The sequence below is a fragment of the Streptomyces sp. NPDC006691 genome, from assembly GCF_042869955.1.
Lineage (GTDB): Bacteria > Actinomycetota > Actinomycetes > Streptomycetales > Streptomycetaceae > Streptomyces.
This window is the reverse complement of sequence record NZ_JBIAGW010000001.1, coordinates 22966-49659: the sequence shown is the minus strand read 5'-3', so window position 1 is coordinate 49659 and position 26694 is coordinate 22966. Positions and strand designations below refer to the sequence as shown.

At 73.2% G+C, this 26694-nt stretch carries 28 protein-coding genes and 2 pseudogenes; 16 read left to right on the top strand and 14 right to left on the bottom strand.

The window, feature by feature from the left end; genetic code table 11:
- The first annotated feature begins 197 nt into the window (after positions 1–197).
- From ACFYNP_RS00250 to ACFYNP_RS00235, 4 genes are all read left to right on the top strand, one after another.
- On the top strand, positions 198–698 hold the full coding sequence (locus tag ACFYNP_RS00250) for a DUF5949 family protein (RefSeq protein WP_388414416.1): 501 nt from the start codon (positions 198–200) through the stop codon (positions 696–698).
- A 39-nt stretch (positions 699–737) separates the two neighbouring features.
- Positions 738–1391: a vitamin K epoxide reductase family protein gene (locus ACFYNP_RS00245; protein ID WP_388781151.1), complete on the top strand. Its 654-nt coding sequence runs from the start codon at positions 738–740 to the stop codon at positions 1389–1391.
- 309 nt (positions 1392–1700) lie between these two features.
- On the top strand, positions 1701–2219 hold the full coding sequence (locus ACFYNP_RS00240) for a tyrosinase family oxidase copper chaperone (RefSeq protein WP_388414411.1): 519 nt from the start codon (positions 1701–1703) through the stop codon (positions 2217–2219).
- Positions 2203–3075, top strand: coding sequence for a tyrosinase family protein (locus tag ACFYNP_RS00235; protein ID WP_388781149.1), 873 nt, complete (start codon positions 2203–2205; stop codon positions 3073–3075). The genes ACFYNP_RS00240 and ACFYNP_RS00235 overlap by 17 nt, the downstream gene beginning before the upstream one ends.
- A 105-nt stretch (positions 3076–3180) precedes the next feature.
- Here ACFYNP_RS00235 and ACFYNP_RS00230 read toward each other — a convergent pair whose 3' ends face one another.
- The 6 genes from ACFYNP_RS00230 to ACFYNP_RS00205 form a co-directional block, all read right to left on the bottom strand.
- Complete coding sequence (locus ACFYNP_RS00230) at positions 3181–3450, bottom strand: chaplin (RefSeq protein WP_388414406.1); 270 nt, start codon at positions 3448–3450, stop codon at positions 3181–3183.
- 136 nt (positions 3451–3586) lie between these two features.
- A complete protein-coding gene (locus ACFYNP_RS00225; protein ID WP_388781147.1) occupies positions 3587–3829 on the bottom strand; it encodes a hypothetical protein in 243 nt (80 codons plus the stop codon).
- Between the two features lie 235 nt (positions 3830–4064).
- Positions 4065–4997, bottom strand: coding sequence for a glycoside hydrolase family 26 protein (locus ACFYNP_RS00220; RefSeq protein WP_388781145.1), 933 nt, complete (start codon positions 4995–4997; stop codon positions 4065–4067).
- Positions 4998–5083: 86 nt separating this feature from the next.
- Positions 5084–5317 carry a hypothetical protein gene (locus ACFYNP_RS00215; RefSeq protein ID WP_388781143.1) on the bottom strand — a complete coding sequence of 78 codons (234 nt, stop codon included), beginning with the start codon at positions 5315–5317 and terminating at the stop codon, positions 5084–5086.
- A gap of 49 nt (positions 5318–5366) precedes the next feature.
- Complete coding sequence (locus ACFYNP_RS00210) at positions 5367–6647, bottom strand: cytochrome P450 (RefSeq protein ID WP_388781141.1); 1281 nt, start codon at positions 6645–6647, stop codon at positions 5367–5369.
- Between the two features lie 76 nt (positions 6648–6723).
- Complete coding sequence (locus tag ACFYNP_RS00205) at positions 6724–7002, bottom strand: hypothetical protein (protein ID WP_100573950.1); 279 nt, start codon at positions 7000–7002, stop codon at positions 6724–6726.
- A 169-nt stretch (positions 7003–7171) separates the two neighbouring features.
- Here ACFYNP_RS00205 and ACFYNP_RS00200 point away from each other — a divergent pair, with 169 nt between their 5' ends.
- The 3 genes from ACFYNP_RS00200 to ACFYNP_RS00190 all read left to right on the top strand — a co-directional run bounded on the left by ACFYNP_RS00200 (position 7172) and on the right by ACFYNP_RS00190 (position 8908).
- Positions 7172–7672 carry a hypothetical protein gene (locus ACFYNP_RS00200; RefSeq protein WP_388414395.1) on the top strand — a complete coding sequence of 167 codons (501 nt, stop codon included), beginning with the start codon at positions 7172–7174 and terminating at the stop codon, positions 7670–7672.
- 44 nt (positions 7673–7716) lie between these two features.
- A complete protein-coding gene (locus tag ACFYNP_RS00195; protein WP_388781139.1) occupies positions 7717–8349 on the top strand; it encodes a hypothetical protein in 633 nt (210 codons plus the stop codon).
- A gap of 265 nt (positions 8350–8614) precedes the next feature.
- On the top strand, positions 8615–8908 hold the full coding sequence (locus ACFYNP_RS00190) for a hypothetical protein (RefSeq protein WP_388414391.1): 294 nt from the start codon (positions 8615–8617) through the stop codon (positions 8906–8908).
- Positions 8909–8991: 83 nt separating this feature from the next.
- Here ACFYNP_RS00190 and ACFYNP_RS00185 read toward each other — a convergent pair whose 3' ends face one another.
- Together ACFYNP_RS00185 and ACFYNP_RS00180 are read right to left on the bottom strand one after the other, a co-directional pair.
- Positions 8992–9198: a hypothetical protein gene (locus ACFYNP_RS00185; RefSeq protein ID WP_159030244.1), complete on the bottom strand. Its 207-nt coding sequence runs from the start codon at positions 9196–9198 to the stop codon at positions 8992–8994.
- 123 nt (positions 9199–9321) lie between these two features.
- Positions 9322–10431 carry a citrate synthase 2 gene (locus ACFYNP_RS00180; protein WP_388414388.1) on the bottom strand — a complete coding sequence of 370 codons (1110 nt, stop codon included), beginning with the start codon at positions 10429–10431 and terminating at the stop codon, positions 9322–9324.
- Positions 10432–10708: 277 nt separating this feature from the next.
- Here ACFYNP_RS00180 and pdxH point away from each other — a divergent pair, with 277 nt between their 5' ends.
- The gene (gene pdxH / locus ACFYNP_RS00175) at positions 10709–11365 is read left to right on the top strand and encodes a pyridoxamine 5'-phosphate oxidase (protein ID WP_388781137.1); all 657 of its coding nucleotides are present in this window, start codon (positions 10709–10711) and stop codon (positions 11363–11365) included.
- Between the two features lie 313 nt (positions 11366–11678).
- Here pdxH and ACFYNP_RS00170 read toward each other — a convergent pair.
- A pseudogene (locus ACFYNP_RS00170) lies at positions 11679–11909 on the bottom strand (VOC family protein); the annotation flags it as partial.
- A gap of 121 nt (positions 11910–12030) precedes the next feature.
- Here ACFYNP_RS00170 and ACFYNP_RS00165 point away from each other — a divergent pair.
- A complete protein-coding gene (locus tag ACFYNP_RS00165; RefSeq protein WP_388781135.1) occupies positions 12031–13395 on the top strand; it encodes a PAS domain-containing protein in 1365 nt (454 codons plus the stop codon).
- Between the two features lie 274 nt (positions 13396–13669).
- Here the strand turns inward: ACFYNP_RS00165 and ACFYNP_RS00160 are convergent, their stop codons facing one another.
- The gene (locus ACFYNP_RS00160; RefSeq protein WP_363030218.1) at positions 13670–14425 is read right to left on the bottom strand and encodes an SIS domain-containing protein; all 756 of its coding nucleotides are present in this window, start codon (positions 14423–14425) and stop codon (positions 13670–13672) included.
- Positions 14426–14628: 203 nt separating this feature from the next.
- Between ACFYNP_RS00160 and ACFYNP_RS00155 the strand changes: the two genes are divergently transcribed.
- The 3 genes and pseudogenes from ACFYNP_RS00155 to ACFYNP_RS00145 all read left to right on the top strand — a co-directional run bounded on the left by ACFYNP_RS00155 (position 14629) and on the right by ACFYNP_RS00145 (position 16855).
- Positions 14629–15321 (top strand): metal-dependent transcriptional regulator, encoded by a 693-nt coding sequence (locus ACFYNP_RS00155; RefSeq protein ID WP_100573958.1) that lies wholly within the window; start codon positions 14629–14631, stop codon positions 15319–15321.
- Positions 15322–15346: 25 nt separating this feature from the next.
- Positions 15347–15577 (top strand): annotated as a pseudogene (locus ACFYNP_RS00150) (hypothetical protein); the annotation flags it as partial.
- Between the two features lie 414 nt (positions 15578–15991).
- Positions 15992–16855, top strand: a complete 864-nt coding sequence (locus ACFYNP_RS00145) for an alpha/beta fold hydrolase (protein WP_388414378.1) — start codon at positions 15992–15994, stop codon at positions 16853–16855.
- Between the two features lie 288 nt (positions 16856–17143).
- Here ACFYNP_RS00145 and ACFYNP_RS00140 read toward each other — a convergent pair whose 3' ends face one another.
- The 3 genes from ACFYNP_RS00140 to ACFYNP_RS00130 all read right to left on the bottom strand — a co-directional run bounded on the left by ACFYNP_RS00140 (position 17144) and on the right by ACFYNP_RS00130 (position 20416).
- The gene (locus ACFYNP_RS00140; RefSeq protein ID WP_388781132.1) at positions 17144–18772 is read right to left on the bottom strand and encodes a transporter; all 1629 of its coding nucleotides are present in this window, start codon (positions 18770–18772) and stop codon (positions 17144–17146) included.
- Entirely contained in the window at positions 18769–19593 is an 825-nt protein-coding gene (locus ACFYNP_RS00135) for an ABC transporter ATP-binding protein (RefSeq protein WP_388414374.1), read from the bottom strand. Before ACFYNP_RS00135 ends, ACFYNP_RS00140 begins: the two co-directional genes overlap by 4 nt.
- 133 nt (positions 19594–19726) lie before the next feature.
- Positions 19727–20416, bottom strand: a complete 690-nt coding sequence (locus ACFYNP_RS00130; RefSeq protein WP_388414371.1) for a bifunctional DNA primase/polymerase — start codon at positions 20414–20416, stop codon at positions 19727–19729.
- 259 nt (positions 20417–20675) lie between these two features.
- On the opposite strand from ACFYNP_RS00130, the gene ACFYNP_RS00125 reads away from it, so the two are divergent.
- Positions 20676–22058 (top strand): transcriptional regulator, encoded by a 1383-nt coding sequence (locus ACFYNP_RS00125; protein ID WP_388781130.1) that lies wholly within the window; start codon positions 20676–20678, stop codon positions 22056–22058.
- 100 nt (positions 22059–22158) lie between these two features.
- On the top strand, positions 22159–23718 hold the full coding sequence (locus ACFYNP_RS00120) for a hypothetical protein (RefSeq protein ID WP_388414366.1): 1560 nt from the start codon (positions 22159–22161) through the stop codon (positions 23716–23718).
- Positions 23719–23741: 23 nt separating this feature from the next.
- Here ACFYNP_RS00120 and ACFYNP_RS00115 read toward each other — a convergent pair whose 3' ends face one another.
- Complete coding sequence (locus tag ACFYNP_RS00115) at positions 23742–25103, bottom strand: ABC transporter substrate-binding protein (RefSeq protein ID WP_388414364.1); 1362 nt, start codon at positions 25101–25103, stop codon at positions 23742–23744.
- 173 nt (positions 25104–25276) lie between these two features.
- Between ACFYNP_RS00115 and ACFYNP_RS00110 the strand changes: the two genes are divergently transcribed.
- Positions 25277–25723, top strand: a complete 447-nt coding sequence (locus ACFYNP_RS00110; RefSeq protein WP_388414935.1) for a hypothetical protein — start codon at positions 25277–25279, stop codon at positions 25721–25723.
- Between the two features lie 56 nt (positions 25724–25779).
- On the top strand, positions 25780–26631 hold the full coding sequence (gene purU, locus ACFYNP_RS00105; protein ID WP_388781128.1) for a formyltetrahydrofolate deformylase: 852 nt from the start codon (positions 25780–25782) through the stop codon (positions 26629–26631).
- Positions 26632–26694: the final 63 nt, after the last annotated feature.

Genomic DNA, 26694 nt, shown 5'->3' with positions numbered 1-26694 from the left:
CGAGCGGCTTCGTGGAGTTGGGGATCCCGGAGCCGCTCCGCCGTATCCGCACCCCGCCGTGGCGGGCAGGTGTACGAAGGCCCGCGCACAGCTGCCCGAACGGTCGCGGGCGAAGGCCCGAAGACCGGTGAAGGGCGTTTCATCCAGATGGGTGACAGCTGCGAAGGGCTCGGCCCGGAATGTCCTAGAGTCCCGGCATGACTTCAGCCACCAGTGCCGTACAGCCGTCCAGGGCAGCCCTGTTGGGCTCGCTCATCGTCATCGCGTGGAGCGGTGAGTCCCCCGACGGGTCCGGCGATGTGCCCTTCCTCATGGCGTACTCCCTCGGTGACGGGGCCGAGGGCCCCGAGGGTGCGGAGGCCGCGGCGCGGTCGCTGCTCGACGAGATCGGCATGCCGGCCGGCAGCGTCGTCGACCAGTCGCAGGGCGGCTCGTTCCCGGTGACCCTCATCGTCCAGGGCGGCCAGGCCGTCCTCACCATGCCGACGCTCAACGCCCAGTGCCCGGTGCCGCCCGAGTGGCTGGCCGCCGCCGAGGCGCGCGGCACCGTCCAGTTCATGTTCGCGACCCGGTCCTGGCCCGAGGGCGTGCCCGGAGTCGCCGTTACCGACGAGCAGTTGAAGGCGTTCGCGGGCGACGAGGACACCATCTCCACCGCGGGTCACTGCGTGCTCCCCGTCCGCCGCCTGCGCGGCTGACCACACCCCCACCGCCGGACGAGAACGGAGACGCACGCCATGGCCCTCCCCGGGACGATCCCGCATCAGCAGGCACCCGCCACCGACTCGTCCGGCTCCCCGCCCGCGTCCGCCACCGTGTTCGGCGCCGGGCGGCCCTTCGCCTGGCTGGTCGTGCTCGTCGGCGCGGCCGGGCTGCTCGCCTCCTGGGTCATCACCCTCGACGAGTTCGAACTCCTGCGGAACCCGGACTTCGTCCCCGGGTGCAGCCTCAACCCGGTGATCTCCTGCGGCAACATCATGAAGAGCGCCCAGGCCTCCGTCTTCGGCTTCCCCAACCCGATGCTCGGCCTGGTCGCGTACGGCATCGTCGGCTGCGTGGGCATGAGCCTGCTCGGGGGCGGCCGGTTCGGGCGCTGGTACTGGCGCACCCTCAACGCGGGGGCCCTCGCCGGGGTCGTCTTCGTCGGCTGGCTGCAGTTCGAGTCGCTGTACCGGATCAACGCGCTGTGCCTGTGGTGCTGCCTGGCATGGGTGGGGACCATCGTGCTGTTCTGGGGCGTGACGGGCCTCAACATCGTCAAGGGGGCACTGCCCGCGCCGAGTTGGGCCAGGAGCCTGTTCGCCGAGTTCGGCTGGGCGGTGCCGGTGCTGCACATCGGGGTCGTCGGGATGCTGATCCTGACCCGCTGGTGGGACTTCTGGACCGCTTGAGCCCCTGCGGAAACGTTGGTCCGACCGCGTGAATCGTCCGCTCCCGCCGCCACGGCGTCCGGCCGGCGGCGTTGACCCACCGACCAGTCGCATGGTTGAAGCCTCCCCGGGCCGTGCATCCAGTACCGGCCCGGGGAGCGCCGGCTGCCGCGCGCCGACGGCGGCGGCCGTTTCCTGCGACTCCGGGCCTCGTTGAACCCGGCATCGGACAAGGAGCGGACGTTTGGACGGGCCCCGGGACCAGCACGGTTTCCGGGGCCCACGTGTGTGCCGGACGCGTCCGCCCCGGCGAGCACGAGGGAGACGCCGATGAACGACGCGACGCACTTCTGGCGCACGTACCGGGCGGGGCGCACCCGTCTCCGGGGCCGCGTCCCCGAACCCGCCGGGCCGCCGCCCCGTACGGCCTGGCACCTGGCCCGGCGGGGCCTGCTGCGGGCCGCGTTCGTCTCGGCGACCGTCGCCTTCACCGCGGCCGCCCTCGCCCGCATCCCGGGCGCCACCCCGTACGGCGAACCCGCGGGCGCCCCGGGCCCGGAGCCCGACGAGGGCGCCGGCTTCGACGAGATGCACGCCGGGCACCGCATCCAGGGCCTGCCGCTGCGGGCGGGCCGCGCCGAGCTCGCCGTGTTCGTGGACGGCCGGCAACTGGACGTGATGCGACGCGCGGACGGCAGCTACCTCAGCTCCGTCGACCACTACGAGTCGTACGCCACCGCCCGCGAGGCGGCCCGCGCCGCCGCGGCCGAGCTGGGCGCCACCCGCCTCGCCGCCGTACCCGTGCACGGCAGCCACCAGGGGGGAGCGGGCCGTGGTGTACACGCGTAAGAACCAGCGGAACCTGACGAGCGGCGAGCGCAGGGCCTTCGTGACCGCGGTGCTCGAACTCAAACGCAGCGGTGCCTACGACCAGTTCGTACGCACCCACATCGAGTTCTACGTCCCGGACGGCGACGACGGGCTGCGGGTCGCGCACATGACCCCGTCGTTCCTGCCCTGGCACCGGCAGTTCCTGCTGGAGTTCGAGCGGGCCCTGCAAAAGGTCGACTCCCGTGTGACAGTGCCCTATTGGGACTGGACGCGGGACAGTTCGCCGGCCTCCTCGCTCTGGTCCGACGACTTCATGGGCGGCAACGGCCGACGCGGCGACCTCCAGGTCACGACCGGGCCCTTCGCGTACGCGCACGGCCAGTGGGAGCTCGCGGTCGACGTCACCGAAGCCCGATTCCTGACCCGGGACCTGGGCCGCCCCAAGGAGCCGATCGCGCTGCCCACGGCCGCCGATGTCTCCCGGGCCCTCGCCGACCCGGTGTACGACACCGCGCCCTGGGACTCCACCAGCAAGTCGGGGTTCCGCAACCGCCTTGAGGGCTGGACGACGGGCCTGTCGGGCAGCGCCCGCTTCCGCATGCACAACCGGGTGCACCGCTGGGTCGGCGGCGTGATGCTGGGCGGGGCCTCCGTCAACGATCCGGTGTTCTGGCTGCACCACGCCTACATCGACAGCCTGTGGGGGCGCTGGCAGGCCGCGCACCCCCGGTCCGCCCGCTATCTGCCGGGCACGCCGCCCCCGGACTCAGACCCCCAGCACGGCCGGATCGCGGCGCTCCACGAGCCGATGCCGCCGTGGAACGTGGCGCCGGCCGCGCTGCTCGACCACACCGGGATCTACCGGTACGCCTGACACGGCGACGGCCTCCCGGGGGGAGAAGTCCGGGAGGCCGCGGTACTGCTGTGAGCCGTGACCGGCCGGGCCGCCGCGAGGGCGCCCGGCCGAAGCGGGGGGTACTTACTCCCCGTAGCCGCCCTCGTGGTGGCTGTCGGCGTTGACGCAGGTGTTGCCGAACGCGGGGTTCAGCAGCCCGATGACGTTGACCGAGTTGCCGCAGAGGTTGACCGGGACGTGCACCGGAACCTGGAGCAGGTTGCCGGACAGGACGCCGGGGGAGTTCGCAGCGACGGCCTCGGCGCCGGCGTTGGCCGAGGCGATACCCGCACCGGCCAGCGCCATGGCGCCTGCTCCGGCGACGACGGCGGCCGTCTTCGCGATACGAGACATCAAAGTTCTCCTTGATATGGACACGCGACCGCAGACACGCAGTCGTCATTTCACTTCAACGTGCCGAGCGGGCATAAGTAACGGACACCTGCGCCCAAAACGGTTCTGCACGGCCGATCGGCGCAGGGCCCCGCCGCTACTTGCCGTAGCGGCTGCGCGAGGCGCGCCGGGAGAGCGCGACCGCCGCCGTGCCCGTGACGACCGCGCTCGCGCTCAGGGCGCCGAGCAGCGAGGCCCGCGAGTCGGCACCGGCGTGGGCGAGCTGCGGCGGGGCCGGGGCAGGGTGGCCGGCGGCGTGCGCCGCGTATCCCGTGCCGAGCACGGAGACCAGAGCCGCGACGAGGGCGCCCCGCGCCACGGGACCCGAGAACTTGTACATGCCTGCGACCCTTCACAAGGAAGACGGGGGAGGGGATTCGGGGGAGGGAGAAACAAAGGGAGGGAGGGGGAAACGGTGGGAGGAGGGGAATCAGATGCTGATACGCGTAATGCATTGGGTCGTATCCGCCCCGCCCCGGTCTCCCGGCCACGCGCGCGGCGGCCGACGGACAACCCGTCCGGCGCAGCCCGCGGCCCCCGCACGGCCCAGCGCGCGGCCGGGCAGGCGGGCCGCCTCACCCGGTGCCGAGATAGGCCCGGGCCGCCCGCGGATTCATGCCGCACTCCCACAGGCCGTGCGGGCAGTAGTCGGTCAGGGTCTGGTAGACGGGCCGGTACCGGCGGAACCAGGCGGCCATCCCGCGCACGTACGCCGGATCGTCCCCGTTGCGGAACAGACCCCACTCCGGGTACGAGACCGGCTTGTGGTGGCGGGCGGCGAAGTCCACCTGGGCCCGCAGCCCGTACGGCTCCTCGACCTGCTGGGCGAACGGCATGCCGGCGGGCTGGTCGTAGGCGTCCATGCCGAGGATGTCCACGTAGGCGTCGCCCGGATAGCAGTCCGTCCACGGCACCGCGTCCCGCCCCCGGCTCGGCGCGAAGTCGAAGCGGAAGCGCTGCCCGGGGACCGACCGCATCGCCGTCACGACGCGCCGCCAGTACGTCCGCCACGCGGCGGGATCGGGAGCGCACCGGTGGGTATAGGTGATCCCGTTCATCTCCCAGCCCAACACCACGACGGTGTCCGGGAGTCGAAGACCCGTCAGGCGCTCGGCCAGGGCCCGGAAGTGGGCGTCGAAGGCCCCCCGCGCCCCCTGCCCGAGCAGGGCCGCGACCCGCGCGTCGGGCACGCCGTCCTCGTTGTGGTCGAGCATCGGTACGTTGAGGACGAGGCTGCGGTCCGCGCGCTGGTGGCGCCAGCGGGCCCACGGGGCGAGCAGGGCGGGGGAGCCCTCGATGTCGCTCCAGGTGCCGCCCGGCAGATAGGTGTGGGCCACGCGCAGCGGACCCCGGCCGCGCCACTCCTCGGCCGCCGCGAGCCTGCCGACGCCGTCCCCGTCCGAGCCCGTGAAGATGCTCGCCGCGTTGCCGGACGGGGGAGGCACCGGGCCCTGCCGCCCGCTGTCGGAGGCGAGCGGCACGAGGGCCGCGAACAGCAGCGCCAGCACGCACAGCGCGGGCTTCCACGCGCTGCGGGCGGTGGGTGGCGGGTGCGCGGAGCCCCGGGCGGCGGGGGTGCGGCGGGTCCTGGGCGTCAGTGGCCCGCGGACGGGGAGCCGCCGCGCTGGAGCGCCCCGCTCAGCGAGGCGACCCCGGAGGTCAGCGTCTCGCCGATCTTGCCGCGGCCGCCGAGGACCTTGGGCTGCCCGAACTCGCTGACGCTGGCGCGGCCGGCGACCCCGTCGGCGGCGGCGGCGATGCCGGGAGAGGCCAGGAGCAGGAGGGACGCGGCGACGGTGGCGGCCTTGAGGCGGTGGTGAGTGTTCATGCCCGGTACAACGCCGCGCGCCCGGTGAGGGTGCGCGGCGGGCGGGCGGTCACGCCGTGGGCAGGTCGAAGGCGAAGGGCTGCCTGCGCACCCGGTGGTCGAAGTTGGACGTGCCCAGCTCCGGCTCGCCGAGCGTGCGTACGGCCAGCGGCCGGGTCAGCAGCTCGCGCAGTACGGCCTTGATCTCCAGGCGGGCCAGATGCGCGCCCAGGCAGTAGTGCGGGCCGCCGCCGCCGTAGCCGAGGTGCGGGTTGGGGTCGCGGGTGATGTCGAAGGCGTCCGGGTCGGTGAAGACGTCGGCGTCCCGGTTGGCCGACGCGTACAGGAGCATCACCTTGTCGCCCGGCAGGAAGGTGTGGCCGGACAGGACGTAGCGCGAGGTGACGGTCCGGCGGAACTGGATGATGGGCGTGGAGTGCCGGACGATCTCGTCGACCGCGCCGTCCGCGTACCGCTCGAAGTCGGCGCGCAGCAAGTTCAGTTGCTCCGGGTGGTCGGTCAGCAGGGACAGGGCGTGGGCGATGGCGTTGCGGGTCGTCTCGACGCCCGCCACCAGCAACAGGGAGAAGAAAGAACCCAGTTGACGATACGTCAGCCGCTGTCCGTCCACATCGGCGCACACCAGTGCCGAGATGAGGTCGCCGGTCGGATTGCGGCGCCGCTCGCGCCCGAGGCGGGCCACCGTCAGCTGCATCCGGGCCAGCGCCCGCAGGCCCTTGCCGGGGCTCCGGAGGCGGGCGCCGATGCCGCGCCGCACCCCGGCGTGCTCGGAGGCCCGGTCGATCTGGCGGGCGATGCGGCGGCGATGGGCGTCGGGCACGCCGAGCATCGCGCAGATGACCTCGAACGACATCCGGGAGGCGACCGCCGAGACGAACTCGTCGGGCCGCTCGGCGACCATGTCGTCCACGATGCGTACGGCCAGCTCGCGGATGCTGACCTCGGTGGCGGCGAGCAGGCGCGGGGTGAACGCCTGCTGCACGATGCGCCGCAGGCGCGTGTGGTCGGCGCCGTCGAGGTTGACCATCGAGTCGCCGAACACGGCCCGCACCCAGCGCGCCGGCTCGGGCGATGTGACGCCGGGCGCGCTCGCGAACACCCGCGGAAGGCGGCTCGCCTTCAGTACGTCGGCGTGCCGGACCAGGGCGTAGAAGCCCTGCTCGGGGCGGCGGCGGCCGGCCCGGCGTTCGGTGAAGAACACCGGGCGCGGCTCCTGCCTCAACTCGGCGAAGCGCGCCAGGCGTTGGGCCTGGGGCTGCTTCCAGAACGCCGGATCGGCGAGGTCGGTGGCGGCGCCGCGGGGGGCCGGGACCGTCCGGGGGTGGGTCACGCTCGCACCGTCCTGGCCGCCGTGCGGCTGTCGAACAACACTGTCGGACACGGGGAGTCGAGGTGGTGACGGGCTGTCAGCCGACCAGGGCGTGACCGGCCTTGACCGCGTCGTTGGCGGCCTTCACCGCCTCGCCGCCGGCCTTGACGCCGTCCTTCACGGCGGTCACCTTCTGGCCCACCTTGTCCCCGACGACGCTGTTGGCGGCGGGCTTGAGCTGGGCACCGGCGGCGCTGGTGGTGCGCGCCGCACCGCTGAGGGTGCCGCCGAGGTCGAAGGCGTGCGCGGAGGGGGCGATGACGGCGGCGAGGGCGGTTCCGGCCGCGGCGGCCGCGAGGTATCGACGTACGTTCATGCCGCCTACAACGCACGAGCCGGGCGGAGGGCACGCCCCGTGCCGCCATGCGCCGCGCACGGGGGCCGCGTTGCTGCAAGCAGGGGAACTTTGCAGTGATACCGCCGCCGGGATCGTTCTTGCTGAAAGACACGGCCGAGTAGGCCACCAGGGAAGGAAGAGAACACCCATGGGAATCACTTCGCGCGCGGGCCTGGCGGGCATCATGGCATGCATGGCGACCGCGGCCGCCGTGGCACCGGCCGCCGCGGCAGCCGCCGTGCCGGTCACCGTCCCCCTCGGCACCCTCAACACGGTCCTGCCGTTCGACGCCCCCACCCTGCACACCGGCATGCCGCTGCCCGTCCCCGGCGCCCCGGACGGGCCGCGCTACGTGAAGGGCAACCTGCTGCCGCACAACATGGTCCCCGCGATCCCCGTCGAGTCCGCGCTGCCGAACACCCAGATCGACACGCCCGTGCCCGACCCGCTGAGCGGCCGCAACCTCGGCACCCCCGCCCTGGTCAGCCCGGACACCACGCTGCACGCCATCACCCCGGGCGCGGACCTCGGCGCCCCGCTCAGCGAGCCGCGCACCGCCCTGTTCGGGCTGCCCGCCGTCGTGCTGCCGGCGGCCGGAGTGACCGCCCCCGCCGTCCAGGGCGCGCCCGCCGCCACCGCGACGTTCTGAGCCCCGGCCGGCCCCGATTCGCCCCTCACGCCCAGGAGTTGGCATTGCCCCGTCCGCCCAGGAACGTCCTCGCCGTGGCCCCGCTCGGCCGGGCGCTCACCGCGCTGCTCGCCGTAGCGGCCGTCACGGCCCTCGCGGCCGGCGGCGCCAAGGCCGCGTCCGTACGACCCGACCCGCACGGCGTGGACGCGGGTCGGGACGCGCTGCCGCCGTGGCCGGCGCCGGCGGACGCGTCGGCCGCGGTCGCTGCGGCCGGTCTTGAGATGCTCCCCGCCGAGGGCGTGGTGCAGCACACCCACACCCATCTGGACGTCCTCGTCGACGGCCGGCCCGTCACCGTCCCCGCCGCCATCGGCATCGACGAGCCGCGCCGCCGGATCAGCCCGCTGCACACCCACGACACCAGCGGCGTGATCCATGTCGAGTCGCCCCGGCGGGCCACGTTCACCCTCGGTCAGTTCATGGCGGAATGGCGGGTCCCGCTCGACGCGAAGCGCATCGGCGGCCTGCACGCGGGCGGCGGCCGGCATCTCTCGGCGTACGTCAACGGGCACAGGGCCGCCGGGGACCCCGCGGCGCTCGTGCTGCGCGAGCACGACGAGATCGCCCTGGTCTTCGCCCGGGACGGGGACAAGCACCCGGTCCCCAAGACCTACGCCTGGTCGAACGGCCTGTAGTACGGCCCGGGCCGCCGGCGCCGACGGGCGGCGGCCGCCCGCCAGAACGCTTCTCCGCACGGTTCGTCGGCGGGACCGCGCGGAACAGGATCCGTGTCGCGGCGCGGACGGTGCGCCGGCAGCTCCTGCCCGGGGCTCTACTCCCCCCGGGCAGGAACTGCTGCCTTCGGCCCGGCCGTCCGGGGGGCCCGTTCGAGTAGGTAGGCCTGTCGGGTGAGAGCGGGGGTCGGCCGTGTCCGGTGCTGCCGCTCCCCGTTGTGCAGGCGTGATCTCAACACGACGAATCGCCACAGTCCTTGCCGTCGCCGCCGGTGTCTCGGGCATCGCCGCGACGACCGCGAGCGCCGCGGGCCCCCTCGACACCCTGGTCAAGCCGATCAACCCGGTCAGCGAGCTCGACACCCTCGCGACCAGCAACATCCCGGCCCCGTACGCGGCCCAGCTGCCCAAGGTCAAGAACCAGCTGGCCGGGCTCAGCCACCTCAACGACCTGGGCCAGCTCTCCCAGCTCACCGACCCGGTCGCCCCGTTGATGGGCCTCGTGCCCGCGGTGGAATGACCGTACGCCGCCGGACCCGACGCGACACGGGCACGCGCCCGGAACGAGGTGTTCCGGGCGCGTGCCCGTGCGGTTGGCTTCGGTCAGAGCAGGTGCAGACCGAGGCCGAGCAGGCTGTGGTCGTGCCAGTGGTGATGGTGGTGGTGATGCTCGCGGCCACCGTCGTCGTCACGGTCGTGCGCCGCGACGCGCGGGGTCGCCTGCGGGGCGGCCTGGGCGGTCGCGGCGGCGGGAACTATGACGGCGGCGGAAAGCGCGGCCACAACGGCGGCGCGGCGGATGATGCTCACGTTGAACTCCACAGTCGGTGGACAAACCTGACACCCCGAACGCTAGGTCGACCACCGCACCCTGTCGCGCCGAGTGACCGCCCGGCTACTCCACGCGAGGGTGCCCCGCTCGCCGCCCGTCGGTCACTTCCCGAGGTCGGTGATGTCCGCGTATCCCTCGATGGCCTGCGGCTCGCGCGAACCGGGGCCCACATAGCGGGCGGAGGGCCGCACCAGACGACCCGTCCGCTTCTGCTCCAGGATGTGCGCCGACCAGCCCGCGGTACGCGCGCACGTGAACATCGACGTGAACATGTGCGCCGGAACCTCCGCGAAGTCCAGGACGATCGCCGCCCAGAACTCCACGTTCGTGGCGAGCACCCGGTCGGGCCGCCGCGCGTGCAACTCCTCAAGGGCGGCCTTCTCCAGGGCCTCCGCCACCTCGAAGCGCGGCGCGGCCAGCTCCTTGGCGGTGCGGCGCAGCACCCGGGCGCGCGGGTCCTCGGCGCGGTAGACGCGGTGGCCGAAGCCCATCAGGCGCTCGCCCTTGTCGAGGGCCTGCTTCACGTACGCCGTCGCGTCCCCGGTCCGCTCGATCTCCTCGATCATGCCCAGCACCCGCGAGGGCGCCCCGCCGTGCAGCGGGCCCGACATCGCGCCGACCGCGCCGGACAGCGCGGCCGCGACGTCGGCGCCGGTCGAGGCGATCACCCGGGCGGTGAACGTCGAGGCGTTCATGCCGTGCTCGGCGGCGCTCGTCCAGTACGCGTCCACCGCCTTGACGTGCTTGGGATCAGGCTCGCCGCGCCAGCGGATCATGAAGCGCTCGACGACGGACTCCGCCTTGTCGATCTCCCCCTGCGGCACCATCGGCAGGCCCTGCCCGCGCGCCGACTGGGCGACGTAGGAGAGTGCCATGACCGCGGCGCGTGCCAGGTTGTCGCGGGCGGTGGCCTCGTCGATGTCCAGCAGCGGCTTGAGGCCCCACACCGGCGCCAGCATGGCGAGCGCGGACTGCACGTCCACCCGGATGTCCCCGGAGTGGACCGGGATCGGGAACGGCTCGGCCGGCGGCAGGCCGGGGTTGAACGCCCCGTCCACCAGCAGGCCCCACACGTTCCCGAACGAGACGTGTCCGACCAGGTCCTCGATGTCGACGCCCCGGTAGCGAAGGGCGCCGCCCTCCTTGTCCGGCTCGGCGATCTCCGTCTCGAACGCGACGACTCCCTCAAGTCCGGGTACGAAGTCGGACATCTGGCGGCTCCTCAGGATGTGTGCGACGGGCTGCGGGCGGGCCGTGCCGCCCCGGGTCCCTCGGTCATGCCCCGTACGGCGGTCAGGAATCCCGCCGGGGGCTCACGCGTGTATGGAGGCCACAGTGGCCCAGCCGAGAGTTTGGCGGGTTCCGCCGATGCGGGGAAGCGTGACATCCGGCACACTGCCCCAATTCGGCGGCGCAGGGTTAACGCCCCGCCGTCGCGGGCAAACTGCGCCGCCGCCCGGCCCCGGGCCCCGCCGCCGGTGCGGCAGGATGGGCCGGGTGACCGACCTGGACCCCGCAGCGATGCGCGAGCAGTACCGCACCACCCTCCTCGCCGAGGAGGAGCTGGCCCCCACGCCCCTGGGGCAGTTCGCCCGCTGGTTCAAGGAGGCCGTGGCCGGCGGCCTGCACGAGCCCAACGCGATGGTCGTCGCCACCGCCACCCCCGACGGGCGCCCCTCCACCCGCACGGTGCTCCTGAAGTCCTACGACGAGCACGGCTTCGTCTTCTTCACCAACTACGCCTCGCGCAAGGCCGCCGAGCTCACCGCGAACCCGTACACCTCGCTGCTCTTCCCCTGGCACCAGCTGGCCCGCCAGGTCATCGTCACGGGCACCGCGTCCCGTGTCCCGCGCGCCGAGACCGAGCGCTACTTCCGCAGCCGCCCGCACGGCTCGCAGCTGGGTGCCTGGGCCAGCGCGCAGTCCTCGGTGATCGCCTCCCGGGGCGAACTGACTGTCCGCTACGAGGAGTTGGCGGCCCGCTACCCGGAGGGCAGCGACGTTCCGGTGCCCGAGGGCTGGGGCGGGTTCCGGGTCGCGCCCGAGGCCGTCGAGTTCTGGCAGGGCCACGAGAACCGGCTGCACGACCGGCTCCGGTACGCGGCGGAGGGCGGCGGCTGGCGCGTGGAGCGGCTCGCGCCCTGACCCGGACGGGCCGGTGGGCGGCGGGTCCGGGCCCGCGGAACCGCCGGCCCGGGTGCCCGGTCCGGCCGACCGGACCGGGCATGCAGAAACCCGCGGGCTCGGGTTCCTCCGGAGAGGAGCCGGCCGGACGTACCGGCGAGCCCGCGGGTCGGTGACTGCTTGGGAATTCGGCCGACGTCATGCCGGCACGGCACTTGGAGTGCGACTGGCAGGCCGTTAGCCCGCAGTCACCTCACGCGTCCGGTTTGCATACATCTGTCAAACCACCTCCCTTCTCGTGTGCACCACACATTAGGCACCCTCCCGGCACCCCTCAACCCATTTGTTTCCCGGTGCGGGCCCGCTCCCCGGCACTGCGCTCCCCACAGAATTCATTGCCCTCGATGTCCGCCGGCAGAAGCCGTCCCGTGCCGTCCGGGCGGCGGTGGTCGGCGACCGGCGTGGCGCCCAGGGCGACGAGCCGGTCGGCCTCCTCGTCGCGGGTGCGGTCCTGGGGACGCCGGATGGCGGCGTCCAGACGCGGCCGGTAACCGACGTTGGCCGGAAGGGATTTCCCCGAAGTCGGTGTGGGATGCGTCACGTTCGAGTTGAATGATCCGACGTGCGTCAGTTCCGCGCGTCAGCCGCGACACATGCGGCGACCACGTCCTGCAGGGGGTGCCAGGATGAGTACGTCCCGGAGTGAGACCACCAGTGCTCCGGTTCCGGACGGACCCGGCGGCGGGCCCGCCGGCGCGGCCGCGCCGGAGCCCGGCGGGGACCTCCTCGCGGCGCTGCTCGACGGGATGGACGCGGCGCTCTGCGCGTTCGACGCGGACGGCGTGGTCACCCACTGGAACCGCGAGGCCGAGCGGATCCTCGGCTGGCCGGCCGAGGAGGCCGTCGGGCGGCACGGATTCGCGGGCTGGGCCGTGCGGGCCGCCGACGCGGACGAGGTGCGCGGCCGGATCATGGCCGTCATGGACGCGCCCGGCCGCCAGGTGCACGAGTTCGCCCTGCTGCGCAAGGACGGCAGCCGCGTCCTGGTGCGTACGCAGTCGGCGGGGGTGCGGGGCGCGGACGGCAGCCCCGCCGGGGTCTACTGCGCGTTCAGCGAAGTCCACGCGCAGATCGACCTGGAACGTTCCATCGCGCTGAGCGAGGCCCTGTCCGAGGACGGGAGCTGGGGCGTCGTCCTGGTCGACGTCGACCTGCGGCCCACCGTCGTCAACGCCTACGCCGCCCGCGCCCTCGGCACCGGGCGCGCGACCCTGCTCGGCCGCCCGCTCGGCGAGCTCATCGTGCGGGGCGTCGAGGACCTGGAGGGCGCGCTCCAGCACGTCCTGGCCGAGGGTGCCCCGACCGCGCCCACCGAGGTGTGGGTGACGCTGCGCACGGCGGAGGGCGAGCGTCGGCGCTGCTGGCGCAGCGGCTTCCTCCGGCTCTCGTCCCCGCTGACGGAGGAACCCGTTCCGCTCGGGGTCGGCTGGCTCTTCCAGGACGTGACGGACGCCCGGCTCGCCGAACAGGACGCCGACCGGCTCCGCTTCCGCTCCAACCAGCTGCACCGCGCCTCGCGGATCGCCGCCGAGTGCGAGGACCCGATGGAGGCGGTGGCCTCGCACCTGGACTTCGCGCTGGCCGGTTTCGCCGACCACGCCCTGGTCGACCTGGCGGTGGGCGAGCGGCTCGTACGGGTCACGGCCACTCCGGCCGGCGCCCCCGGCCCGGCCGCGACGGTGGCGGGCGGCGGCATCCCGGTCCGCTATCCGGCGGGCCACCCGGCGCTCCAGGCGGTCGACCGGATCGGCTCGGTACGGGCCAGCGCGGGCGCCGGGGACGAGGAGTGGGCGGCCGAGCGCCAGTGGCCGCCGGACGCGGCCCACGCCCTGTGCGCGGTACTGCGCAGCCGCGGCCGCACCCTGGGCGTCCTCACCTTCCTGCGCGGCCCGGCCCGCCCCGCCTTCGAGCGGCCCGACGCGGCGTACGCGGAGAGCGTGGCGGTGCGGGTGGCGGGCGTGCTGGACCTCGCCCGGGTCCTGAACGCCTGACCCGCCGCGGTGCGGGGTGGGGTGCGGGTCCACCGTGCGTGGCTGGTCGCGCAGTTCCCCGCGCCCCTGTAGGGGACCCGGAAGCCCCGGTCGTGCCCACCGCGGCGGAAGCCGCGCGATGTCACAGCCCCGCTGAAAGCCTCGGTGCGGGGGCACCTTCAGCCGGTCATGGGGGTCCCCCCTGGCCCTCAAGGCCTTGGGGGAGATTGAGGACGAGCGCCGTTCAGGCGCGAACGGGGGTCTGGGGGCGGAGCCCCCCGGGAGGGGCCGGGGCTCAGTGCCGGAAGAAGATGCGGTCGCCGTACTCCGCCATGACCCGCCCGTTCCACTCGTGGCCCCCGTCGACGTTCCCCGAACGAAGCAGCGGCGGCTCGATGCCCCGGGCGACCAGGGACTCGGCCGCCGCCGCCATCGTGGCCTGCATCAGCGCGCTGGTGACCACGGTGGACGCCGGCGCGAAGGGCGCCTCGATGCCGTCGTGGGTCAGCTCGGCGTCGCCCACCGCGATCTTGCTGTCGAGCACGATGTCGCAGTGGTCCCGCAGGAACGTCCCCGACACGTGCCGGGACCTGGTCTCCTCGGCGTACGCCACCGACGTGACCCCGATGACCTTGAGCCCGAGGGCCCGCGCGTTCATCGCCATCTCCACCGGCAGCGCGTTGCGCCCGGACAGGGAGATGATCACGAGGACGTCCCCGGCCTTGGCGGGGCTGGAGTCCAGCACCGCGCCCGCGAGGCCGTCGACCCGCTCAAGTGCGGAGCCGAGCGTGGCGGGCATGACGTCGACGCCGACCACCCCGGGCACCGCGAGCAGGTTCATCAGGGCGAACCCGCCCGCCCGGTAGACCACGTCCTGGGCGGCGAGCGAGGAGTGCCCGGCGCCGAAGGCGAAGAGCCGGCCGCCCGCCTCCACCGTGTCGGCGATCAGTGATCCCGCGGCCGCGACGTTCAGCGACTCCTCGTCCCGCACCCGCCCCAGAAGTCCGATCGCGGCGTCGAAGAACTGACCGGCCAGCTTGCTCTCGCTCATCGCCGAGGACCCTTTCCGGGGTGGGGTAACGACCGTGCGCCGATCACGGTGCGGTCTGGACCTTTCCCCTGTCAATACGGGGCGCGCGGGCATTCGGTCAAGATGGGGAACGGCCGCCGAGGAACGGTTGTCAGCGCTATGCGTCAGAATTGGATGCAGGGCCAGCGGTACGACGTTTTATGTCACAGCATCGAGGGGCACGTATGTCCGGACTGATCGACACCACGGAGATGTATCTCCGCACCATCCTCGAACTGGAAGAGGAGGGTGTGGTCCCCATGCGGGCCCGCATCGCCGAGCGCCTGGACCAGAGCGGCCCGACGGTGAGCCAGACGGTCGCGCGCATGGAGCGCGACGGCCTGGTCCAGGTGGCGGGCGACCGCCACCTGGAGCTGACCGACGAGGGCCGCCGCCTGGCGACCCGCGTCATGCGCAAGCACCGGCTCGCCGAGTGCCTGCTGGTCGACGTGATCGGCCTGGAGTGGGAGCAGGTGCACGCGGAGGCCTGCCGGTGGGAGCACGTCATGAGCGAGGCGGTGGAGCGCCGCGTCCTGGAGCTCCTGCGCCATCCGACCGAGTCCCCCTACGGCAACCCGATCCCGGGCCTCGAAGAGCTCGGCGAGAAGGCCGAGGCGGACGCCTTCCTGGAGGACGGCATCATCAGTCTGGGTGAGCTCGACCCGGGCCCCGAGGGCAAGACGGTGATCGTGCGCCGCATCGGCGAGCCGATCCAGACCGACGCCCAGCTGATGTACACGCTGCGACGGGCGGGCGTGCAGCCCGGCTCCGTGGTGAGCGTGACGCAGTCGCCGGGCGGGGTCCTGGTGGGCAGCAGCGGCGAGGCCGCCGAGCTCGGCGCGGACGTCGCCTCGCACGTCTTCGTCGCCAAGCGCTGAGCCGAGCGTCGGGCCGAGCGTCGCGCCGAGCGCTGAGCCGAGCGCGGGGCCGAGCGCCGGGCCGAGGGCGGGGCCGAGCGTCGGGCCGAGTACCGGGTCGGGCGCGCGGCCGAAGGGCGGTGACGGAACGTCATCGCCCTTTTCCCTTGGGGGAGTTGGGACTCCCGGGCCAAGGGCGAGGGAAGCTTGCGGGGAAGGCCGGTTTCCGGGCGGAATAGCAGCGGCCGGGCGGATCGCGTGCGAGGCTGTGGCTTGAGGCATATGACCGCAGAGGCCCGCGGCACGGGAGGGGGCGGCAGCATGATGCCGTTCGAACCACTCGCACCACCGTCGGCACCCCGCCCTGTCCGGGCCCTCGCGCCCGGCCTCCGCTCCGGCGGGCGCTTCGCCAAGTGCCTGGGGAAGACCAGGGCCCCGGCGCCTCGCGGCGCCGGGGCCTGTCCTCCCCGGTGTCGACCCGGAGCCCCGAGCTCCCAGGGTCGACCCCCGCGGACCGTCTTCCCCGAGCGGCCCGCCTCCCGGAGAAGATCTCCCCTCGGCACGTTCCGTCAATCCTTGAGCGTGGTCACTCGAACGAGGGGTGTTGCGCGAGAGACGCGAGTTTTCGAATAGGGGTTCGATACTCTGCCATGAACCGACCACTCGGGGGCTGAAGGGGGTGCCAGGGCGCATGGTGCGACGCATCGATGTGACGGGGACCGGCGGGGTTCGCCTCGCCGCCTGGGAGTTCGCGGAGCAGCCCAAGGCCCGCGCGGAGGTCGAACCGGCCCCGGGGGTCTTACTCCTGCACGGTCTGATGGGCCGGGCCTCGCACTGGGCCTCCACCGCCCGCTGGCTCACCGAGAAGCACCGGGCGGTCGCCCTGGACCAGCGCGGCCACGGCCGCAGCGACAAGCCGGCGGACGGCCCGTTCACCCGCGAGGTCTATGTGGCGGACGCGGAGGCGGCCGTCGAGCAGCTGGGCCTGGCTCCCGTCACCCTCATCGGCCACTCCATGGGCGCCCTCACCGCCTGGCAGCTCGCCGCGAAGCGGCCCGATCTGGTCCGCGCGCTCGTCATCTGCGACATGCGGGCCTCCCCGCTCGGAGCGGCCTCCCAGCGCGAATGGCAGGACTGGTTCAAGGCCTGGCCGCTGCCCTTCGCCACGCTCGCCGACGTACGCAAGTGGTTCGGCGAGGACGACCCCTGGGTCGAGCGGCCCAGCCCCGCCCGGGGCGAGTTCTTCGCCGAGGTCATGGCCGAGCGGGCCGACGGCTGGCGCCCGGTGTTCTCCCGCCGCCAGATGCTGATCTCCCGCGAGACGTGGGTGTACGACGCGCACTGGGAGGAGCTGGCCCTGGTCGGCTGCCCCGCGCTGGTGGTGCGGGGCCTGGACGGCGAGCTCGGCCGCGCGGAGGCCCAGGAGATGGTGCGGGTGCTGCCGCGCGGGCAGTACGCGGAGGTGGCCGACGCGGGTCACCTCGTCCACTACGACCAGCCCGAGGGCTGGCGCACCGCGATCGAGCCGTTCCTCGACGGGGTCCTCACCCCGTGACCCCTCGGCTCCGCCGGACTGTGAGGTGCGGGCCGAGTGTGGCTGCCCGCGCAGTTCCCCAGGGCGTGGCTCCGCCGGTATCTGGGTGCGGACCGTAGGGCCCGTTCGCGCAGTTCCCCGCGCCCCTCAGCGGCACTGATGCGGGCCCGGACCAGGCATGTCAGCCCGTCATGGAGCCCCGGTCCGTGAGGCCTTGGGGGGTTTGAGGACGAGCGCCCTCAAGGCGCGAACGGGGTCGGGGCCGAGCCCCAGGAAGCCCGAACCGCCGACCCCGGCCCCGCCTGCGGCTCAGGCCGAGCTGACCGCCGAGAGGATTTCCGGCAGGCGGGCCGCCGTACGCGGCGCGGCCACCTTCAGGCCCGCCCAGCACAGGAGCGCCCCGTACACCGCCCCCAGCGGAGACAGCAGCCACAGGCTCGCGTGATGGCCGGACACGTGCAGCCAGATCGCCAGGGCGATCATCGGCGCGCAGAGCACCGCGCCCGACACCATCCCGCCGAAGATCGACAGGGCCGCGATGCCGCCCTGCCCCGGCGCCACGTTCTTGCGGCTGTCCTGCGGGATGGAGTACGCGAGCGTCGCCGACGCCACCGAACCCGTCGCCAGCATCGCGCCGAGCAGCGAAAGGGCGAGCCCGATGACCTCGGGCAGTTTCGCCCAGTCGCCGAGCATGCCGGCCGTCACGGCGGCCACGAGCAGCGTGTACGGAAGCGTCACGAGCAGCAGCGCGAACGCCCGCGCGCGCAGCTCCAGATAGGCGTCCCGGGTCGAGGAGATCGTCTGGAGCACCATCCAGAACGCCGAGGTGTCCTGCCCGAACTGGTTGTACATCTGCACGCCGAGCATGCCGGTGGCGAAGCAGGCGAAGTAGACGGTGCCGTTGCCCTGGAGGGCGTTGAACACCGGCACGATCAGGCCGATCGCCAGTGAGGTCACCCACGCCGCCTTGGTCTTGGGATCCCGCCAGACGTAACGCAGCGTGCGCAGCATCACGGTGCCGGTACGGCCCTCGGGGAGCAGCGCGGTGAGGCCCTTGCCGGAGGACTCCTTGCGGGAGGCGTCGGACGCGGCGAGCGTGGATCCGTCCGGCGTGGTCATCAGCTTCACGAGGGAGCGCTGCCAGGCGTACAGGAGAAGCCCCAACGCGCCCGCGCTGAGCAGGAGTTGGGCGATCGCGCGGCCGTACGCGCCCTCGCCCGCCGAGTCCACCGCGCCGATCGCGGAGGCCGGCGGCAGCCAGCGCACCACGCGCGCCACCGGGTCGAGCGCGGACAGGCCGCCGGAGTCGCCGAGCCGCTGGGCGCCGAAGTTCACGAACTGGATGCCGACCGCGATGACCAGGCCGCTCAGGACCGCGAGGTCGCGGCCCTTGCGGGAGGTCAGCAGGCGGGTGTTGGCGGCGGCGACCGCGCGGGCCAGTGCCAGGCACACGAGCAGCGCGAGCGGCACGGCGAGCACGGCGACCAGGGCCGCGCCCGTCCCGTGGGCCGAGGTGATCGCCGCGCCGAGGACCAGGCAGAGCGTGAACAGCGGACCGATGCCCACGAGGGAGGCAACCAGCAGCGCGCCGACCAGCGGCCGGGGCCGCAGCGGCAGCATGACGAGCCGGGTCGGGTCGAGCGTCTCGTCGCCGCTGGGGAAGAACAGCGGCATCACGGTCCAGCCGATCGCCATCAGCGCCACGACGAGGACCGCCACGGTGCCGGCGTGTGCGTTGCCGCGCAGCGCGATCAGGCCGAGCAGTTGCAGCGCCGCGAAGAGCAGCACGATCACCGCGGAGGTGATGTAGGCGGCCCGGCGCCCACCCGACTGCCGCAGCCCGTTCCTGAGCAGCGACAGCTTGAGGCGTACGAAGACGGGGGTCAGGACGGAGGCGCTCGGAGAAGTCGCCGGGGCGCTCCCGGAGGCCGCGGTCACCGGGCACCGCCGCCGAGCCAGTCCAGGGAGTCCCCGGTGCTGCGCCCGCCGGCGCCGACGAGTTCGAGGAAGGCGTTCTGGAGCGAGGGCGCGTCTCCGCGCACCTCGGCCAGGGTGCCCTGGGCGCGGATGCGGCCCGCCGCCATCACGGCGACCCAGTCGCACAGCGACTCGACGAGCTCCATGACGTGGCTGGAGAAGACGACGGTGGCGCCGGAGGCGGTGTAGCGCTCCAGGACGCCGCGGATGGTCTGGGCGGACACCGGGTCGACGCCCTCGAACGGCTCGTCCAGGAAGAGGACTTCGGGGTTGTGGAGCAGGGCCGCGGCGAGCCCGATCTTCTTGCGCATGCCGGTCGAGTAGTCGACGACCAGTTTGTGCTGGGAGCCCGCGAGGTCCAGTACGTCCAGGAGTTGGGACGCCCGCTTGTCGACCTCGGCGCCGGGCAGCCCGCGCAGCCGGCCCGAGTAGCCGAGCAGTTCGCGCCCCGACAGACGCTCGAACAGGCGCAGTCCCTCCGGGAGTACACCGATGCGGGACTTCACCGCGACCGGGTCGCGCCACACGTCGTGCCCGGCGACCTCGACCGTGCCCTGGTCGGGCCGGAGCAGCCCGGTGACCATGGACAGGGTCGTGGTCTTGCCCGCCCCGTTCGGGCCGACCAGACCGATGAACTTGCCCGCGGGCAGCTCCAGATCGATCCCCGCGACGGCGATCTGCTCGCCGAACCGCTTCCACAGCCCCTGTACGCGGACGGCGGGCGGCGCCGTACGCGCTCCGCCCGCCGTGTCCGCGGTTCCTTCGAATGCCTGGTCCGGCATGGCCGTGCCTCTCATCCCCGTGATGGTGCCTACCTGGACACCATAGGAGGCGGGGGTGGGCGCCGCGCCAGGGCCTTGCGTCCCGTGCGGGATACGCAAGGCGGAACCCGGGGCGGGATCCGCCGGGCGGAACCTAGGGGCGGCGGTCCCTCGCGTCGGCGGCCTCGCGGCCGCAGGCGTAGGCGAGGGGGCTGATCAGCTCCTCCGCGTCGGGCAGCCAGCGGTTGGCGGGGGTGGGGCGGCGGGCCCACTGCACCGCGCCCGAGCCGCCGATCCGGGTCGGCGGGGCCGCCACGTAGTCGCCCTCGCCCCGGGTGATCAGGTCCACCGAGGCGGGCACCCACCCCAACTTCCGTACCAGATCCGGCACTTTGGCCCCCGCGCCCGGCAGCACGAAGAACAGCATCCGGCGGTCGGGGGTGCAGGTGACCGGGCCGAGCGTGAGCTCCATCCGCTCCATGCGCGCGAGGGCCAGGAACCCGGCCGACTCCGGTACGTCGATGGCGTCGAAGGTGCGCCCGGTGGGAAGCAGGATCGAGGCCCGGGGGCTCTTGGACCACAGCCGGCGGGCGGCGACCGCGCTGCCGGTGGCCTGGGTCGCCCAGTCCGGCCGGGCGGGGTGCGCACCCGGTTTCGGACACGCCGTGTCACCGCACGAGCAGCGCTCGACCCCCTCGTCGGCCTCCAGGGACGTGCCCGGGAAGACGTCCCAGTGCCGCTCCTCCGCGTACCGGACGGCGCTGTCCAGGAGTTGTTCGCCCCGCTGCTTGGGGATCTGTGCGGATTCCGTGTCCGTGCCCGTGCCTGTGATGGTTTCTTCCACGACGGTCTCAACTGTGCCCACCACCGACGGTTACGGGCGCGGCGTCCGTGGGATCGGCGGTATCGGTCCTGCATATGGGGCGCATGGGTGCATGGGCGGGGGCGCGCGTGCGGCTGTGCTGCGGCGGCAGGGTAGCCATATGCGGGGGAAGCACACAGGAATGCTGGCAATGCCGCCATATTCCGGATAAAGCTCGTTTCTCTGCATATTCGCAGGGCAGTGATCAGGGTGCTGATCACTGCCGCTCCAGGGGGTTCACATGGCAGCCAGGCCTCTCGTCGCCCGCCAGCCCAATGAAAGGCTCCAGGCGCTCATTCAGGAAGCCGGGTGTTCCAATGCCGGGCTCGCCCGTCGGGTGAACATGGTCGGCGCGGAGCGCGGTCTCGACCTCCGCTACGACAAGACGTCCGTCGCCCGCTGGTTGCGCGGCCAGCAGCCGAGGGGGCGGGCGCCCGGGATCATCGCGGAGGCGCTCGGCCGAAAACTGGGCCGCACGGTCACGATCGACGAGATCGGGATGGCCAACGGCAAGAACCTGGCGTCGGGCGTGGGCCTTCAGTTCTCGCCCACCGTGCTCGGCGCGATCGAGCAGGTCTGTGAGTTGTGGCGCAGCGATGTGGGCCGCCGTGACTTCCTCACCGGGTCCACCGTGGCCGCCTCCGCGCTCGTCGAGCCCAGCCGGGACTGGCTGATCACCGGGGCCGACGCGCAGGTCGCGCGCAACGCCGGGCAGCGGGTCGGCGCCGCCGACGTCGAGGCCGTCAAGGCGATGACGGACGCGCTGGTGCGGCTCGACCACCAATTCGGGGCGGGCCATGTGCGGCCCGTCGTCGTGCACTACCTCAACAGCGTGGTGTCCGGGCTGCTCGCCGGGTCCTACCGGGAGTCCGTGGGGCGGCAGTTGTTCGCGGCGGTGGCCCGGCTCACCGAGCTCGCCGGATACATGGCCGTCGACACCGGCCAGCCGGGCCTGGCCCAGCGCTACTACATCCAGGCCCTGCGGCTCGCCCAGGCCGCCGACGACCGGGGATACGGCGGCTATGTGCTCGCCGCGTCCATGAGCCACCTCGCCGCCCAGCTCGGCAACCCGCGCGAGATCGCCCAACTGGCGCGCGCCGCACAGGAAGGCGCCCGCGGCCGGGTCACCCCGCGCGCCGAGGCGATGTTCTACGCGGCCGAGGCGCGCGGCCACGCCCTGCTCGGCGACGCCCGGACCTGCCAGGCGGTGGCGGGCCGCGCGCTGACCGCCCTGGAGGCGGCGGACCCCGGCTCCGGTGACGACCCCAGCTGGATCGCGCACTTCGACCACGCCTACCTAGCCGACGAACTCGCCCACTGCCACCGGGACTTGGGCCAGTCCGAGGCGGCGTCCAGGCGGGCCGAGGAGTCGCTGGCCGGGCACCCCGAGACCCGGGCCAGGCGCCGCGCCATCGGGCTCATCCTGCTCGCCACCGCACAGGTCCAGCAGCGCGAGGTCGAGGAGGCGTGCGCGACGGGCACCCGGGCGGTCGAGCTCCTGGCCACCTTGCGCTCCCACCGCGGCGCGGACTACCTGGAGGACCTGCAGGCGCGCCTGGAGCCGTACGGGGACGAGCCCGCGGTCCGCGAGTTCGGCGAGCGTCTGGAGGTCCAGGCGGCCTGAGCGGCCCGAACGTGGAGGGTTGAGGGAGGGCTTGGCAAGGGCGTGGGGGGACCCGGTAGCGTGAACCGACGATTCCGTAGGTCCACGTACAGGAGTTCCGGTGACGCAGCAGAGCCGACAGGGTGACGAGCCGCAGCTTCCGGCTGTACGGCCCGCGCACGAGGGCGTCGTGCTGCCCGCCGACGGAAGCGGCCCCCGCGCCGGGGAGCCGCTGCCGGCGCCGCCCGGAGCCCAGCCGTGGGGGCAGCCCTGGGGCCCGCAGGGGCAGGCCGCGCCACCGCAGGGCCCGGCCACCTTCGGGCAGCCACTGCCGCCCGAGAGCGACGGCCGGGACGCGGAGGCGACCCAGTACATCGCGCCGGTGCCGGGCCACTCGGGCAGCGAGGCCACCCAGTACCTGGCCCCGGTACCGGCCGGGAACGGGGACTCCGACGCGACCCAGTACCTCGCCCCGGTGCCGGGCGGCCCGGGCAACTCCGGCAGTGAGGCGACCCAGTACATCGCGCCCGTGCCGGGCGGTGCGGGGGGCTTCGGCAGCGAGGCTACGCAGTACATGGCTGCCGCGCCCGGCGGCCCGGGGAACTCCGGCAGTGAGGCGACCCAGTACATCGCGCCCGTGACCGGCGGGCCCGGCGCGCTGCCGCCCGAGCACACCGGTGAGCCGGCCCGCTTCCCCGGGGCGCAGGGCCCCGGACAGAACGCCGACCCCACCCAGGTGCTGCCGCCGGTGCCCCCGGCCCCGCAGGACGCCCCGTACGGGATACGCCCGGGCGCGCCGGGGGACCGGCCGCCGCCCGCCGAGTTCGACAGCCTCTTCCGTGCCGACGGCGGGCCCCAACAGGCCACCGGCAGCGCGCAGTTGCCCCGCTTCCAGCCGTCCGTACCGCTGAACCGCTCCCAGCAGCAGCCGTACCAGCCGACGCAGTCGGGACAGGGCACGGCCGGGCAGTTCCAGGCGCCGCCGCCCTACCAGGAGCCGCCCGCGCAGCAGTCCGGGTACGAGCCGGAGCCGCGGCGGCGCAAGTCGCCGGTCGGGCTCATCGCGGCCGTGGTGGTGGGCTGTGCGGTGATCGGGCTCGGCGCGGGCGCGCTGCTCAGCGGTGGCGGTGACGACAAGAAGGACGACAAGCAGCCCGCGGCGGCCAGTTCGCCCGCCACCGGTGACGGCGGCGGCGACAAGAAGGACGCCGCGGCGGACCCCGCCAAGGCGCAGGCCGACGCGCTCGACAAGCTCCTCGCCGACAGCGGCAGCAGCCGGGACACGGTGATCGGCGCGGTCGCCGACATACGGCGCTGCGACAAGCTCGACCAGGCCTCCGCGTCCCTGCGCGGCGCCGCCAAGCAGCGCGCCGACCTGGTGACCCGGCTCGGCGGCCTCGGCCTCGACAAACTGCCCGACCACGACCGGCTCTCCAGTGCCCTCACCAAGGCCTGGCAGTCCTCGGCGTCGGCCGACAGCCACTACGCGGCCTGGTCGGACGCGCTGGCCGGGGACAAGGGCAAGAACTGCAAGGACGGGCACGCCAAGCGGACCAAGGACGCGGGTGCCGGCGACAAGGCCAGCGGAGAGGCGACCAGGTCCAAGCAGGAGGCGTCCGGTCTGTGGAACGCGATCGCGACGAAGTACGGCCTGACCAAGCGGGCGGCCACCCAGCTCTGAGCGGCCGTCCCGGAGCGTCCGGGTCAGCCGTTGGCCGCGGACGTCTCCAGGGTTGAACCGACGTCCGTGAAGCCCTTCTTGAGGGAGACCAGGCGGCCCTCGCGCACCACCTGGAAGGTGACCTGACGGTTCACGATGCGCGGGAAGTCCGGCGCCGCCAGCATGTCCTCGAAGCGCCAGCGCAGATCGGGCGTCAGCCCGCCGGTGTTGACGATCACCCCCTTGTTGAGGGTGCGCACCACGTCCACCGCGCGGACCGAGTCCTGCCCGATCGACTCGATGAGCTTCTTCAGGACCGTGTACGCGATCCATGTGGTCTGTACGGCCGCGTCGGCCGCGTCGATCGCGTTGTCCCCGAAGGCCTGCTCGCGGATGACCTTCTTCATCGGGTCCCAGCGCGGATCGTCGCCCTCCGGATACCAGCCGGTGACGTACGCGCCCTCGAAGGGGCCGTCCTTGCCGCCGGTGCGGTCGATCAGCGGCTGGCCGATCGAGCCGATCACGGAGGCGACCCGCACCTTCTGCTCGTCGCTCTCGACCCGCCGGAAGGAGTCGAAGAACGTCTCGGTGCGGTCGCCGAGCACGGCCGTCACACAGCCCCTGCCGGCCTTCTGCGCCGCGGCCTTCGGCCCGATCCGGCCGACCAGCGCGGGGTCGGCCCCGGCCCCCGCGAGTGCGCGCCGGGCCTCGGCCGTGTAGTCGCCGGCGTCCTCGGTCGTACGGATGTCGGCGACCGGCCCGCGGTGCGCGGCGAGCAGCCCGGCGTTCAGTACGGTCGGCAGGACGTCGCCCGCGATGGTGTCGGGCCGCACCAGGGAGACCTGTGCGCAGTCCTGGGCCAGCTGCCGGCCGCTGCCCGCGATCAGGGCGGCCTGGCCGCCGTTGACCGGGTAGGACAGGGCGCTGGTGAACTCCTGGTCGGATATGCCGTATCCGCCGAGATAGGGGATGCCGGCCACTTCGAGCGGGGGCAGGAAGGCGCTGCCGTACTGGCTGTAGGAGCCGACGACGGCGACCGCCTTCTCCTTCACCGCCCGCCGCGCGCAGTCCGAGGCGCCGGCCGGGGTGTTGTGCTCGTTGCAGGTCAGGACGTTCAGCTCGTGGCCGTCGATGCCACCGCTCGCGTTGACCCAGCGGGCGAACGCCTTGGCCATGGCGGGCATGCCGGGCACGTTGGTCGCGGAGGTGCCGTCGGGCGCCCAGGTCATGACGGTGATGGGCTCCCTGGAGCCCCCCGCGACTCCAGGGAGCACACCGCAGCCGGTCAGCAGGCTCGCTCCGACCGCCGAACACGCGGCGAACACGGTGGCCGTCGTGCTGATCGAACTGATCGAGCGGCGGGGCCGGGTCGAGCCCCGGGGACGCTGCCCTCCGTAACCGGTCATGTGCCCACACACTTCCGCCTCACGGGTAACGGGGAAGTGGGCACGCTTCAACTGAGGGTGACGGCCGAGTGAATTGCGGGGGCCGGTCGGGCGGCCGCCTTGGGGAACGTACGATCGAAAACGTGCAGCAAGGTTCAGCAAGCCCTTCCCGTCGCGGCCGTCGCTCCTCCACCATGGGCGGCATGCCGTTGAATGACATGCCGTGGTGGCGCTGGCGTACGAACGTACGGTCCGCGCTGCACATGCTCTCCGACCCCGTCTTCCACGAGGAGACCTGGGTGGCCGGGCGCGAAGGGTACGGGGACGTCACGGACGCCGTGTACCGCCTGGTCGAGGACACCTGGCTGGACAACTGGTCGGCCGAGAAATACGTCGGCACGATCTTCCGGGACTCCGGCGAGGCCGCCCTGGTCGACCTCGCGGTGCTGCGGGTGCTGCGCATCATGCACCAGGTCGGCGCCGACGCCCCCGTCTCCGCCTACCTCGCCCACCACGCCTGGCCCGAGGCGGTGCGAGCGGCGCGCGAAGCGCATGTCCGGCTCGCGCAGAGTGACGGCGAGGACCCGGACGCGCCGCCGCGCTCCCTGGAGGTGCTGAGCATCCTGACCCGCACGGCCTGAGGTCCGGATCCTGGGCCGGGGGCCGCCGGGGCGCCCGGTTGTGGCATCCTGCCTGGATGACCGACCAGTACGTCCTCACGCTCTCCTGCCCGGACAAACAGGGCATCGTGCATGCCGTGTCGAGCTATCTGTTCATCACGGGCTGCAACATCGAGGACAGTCAGCAGTTCGGTGACCGCGACACCGGTCTCTTCTTCATGCGGGTGCACTTCTCGGCCGAGGCCCCGGTGACCGTGGACAAGCTGCGCGCCAGCTTCGCGGCCGTCGGCGACTCCTTCCAGATGGACTGGCAGATCCACCGCCCCGAGGAGCGGATGCGGATCGTCCTGCTGGTGTCGAAGTTCGGCCACTGCCTGAACGACCTCCTGTTCCGCTCCCGGTCCGGCGCGCTGCCGGTGGAGATCGCGGCGGTCGTCTCCAACCACACCGACTTCGCCGAGCTCGTCGCCTCCTACGACGTGCCCTTCCACCACATCCCGGTCACCAAGGACACCAAGGCCGAGGCCGAGGCGCGCCTGCTGGAGCTGGTGCGCGAGGAGCGCGTCGAACTGGTGGTGCTCGCCCGGTACATGCAGGTGCTCTCGGACGACCTGTGCAAGGAGCTCAGCGGGCGGATCATCAACATCCACCACTCGTTCCTGCCGAGCTTCAAGGGCGCCAAGCCCTACCACCAGGCGCACGCGCGCGGCGTGAAGTTGATCGGCGCGACCGCCCACTACGTGACGGCCGACCTCGACGAGGGGCCGATCATCGAGCAGGAGGTGGAGCGCGTCGGCCACGACGTCACCCCGGCCCAGCTCGTCGCGATCGGCCGGGACGTCGAGTGCCAGGCGCTGGCGCGGGCCGTGAAGTGGCACGCGGAACACCGCATCCTGCTCAACGGGCGCCGCACGGTCGTGTTCGCCTAGCCCGTACGCCCCTGCGGCGTCACCGCTTCGGTGTCACGGCCTCTCGGTCTCACCGCCTCCAGG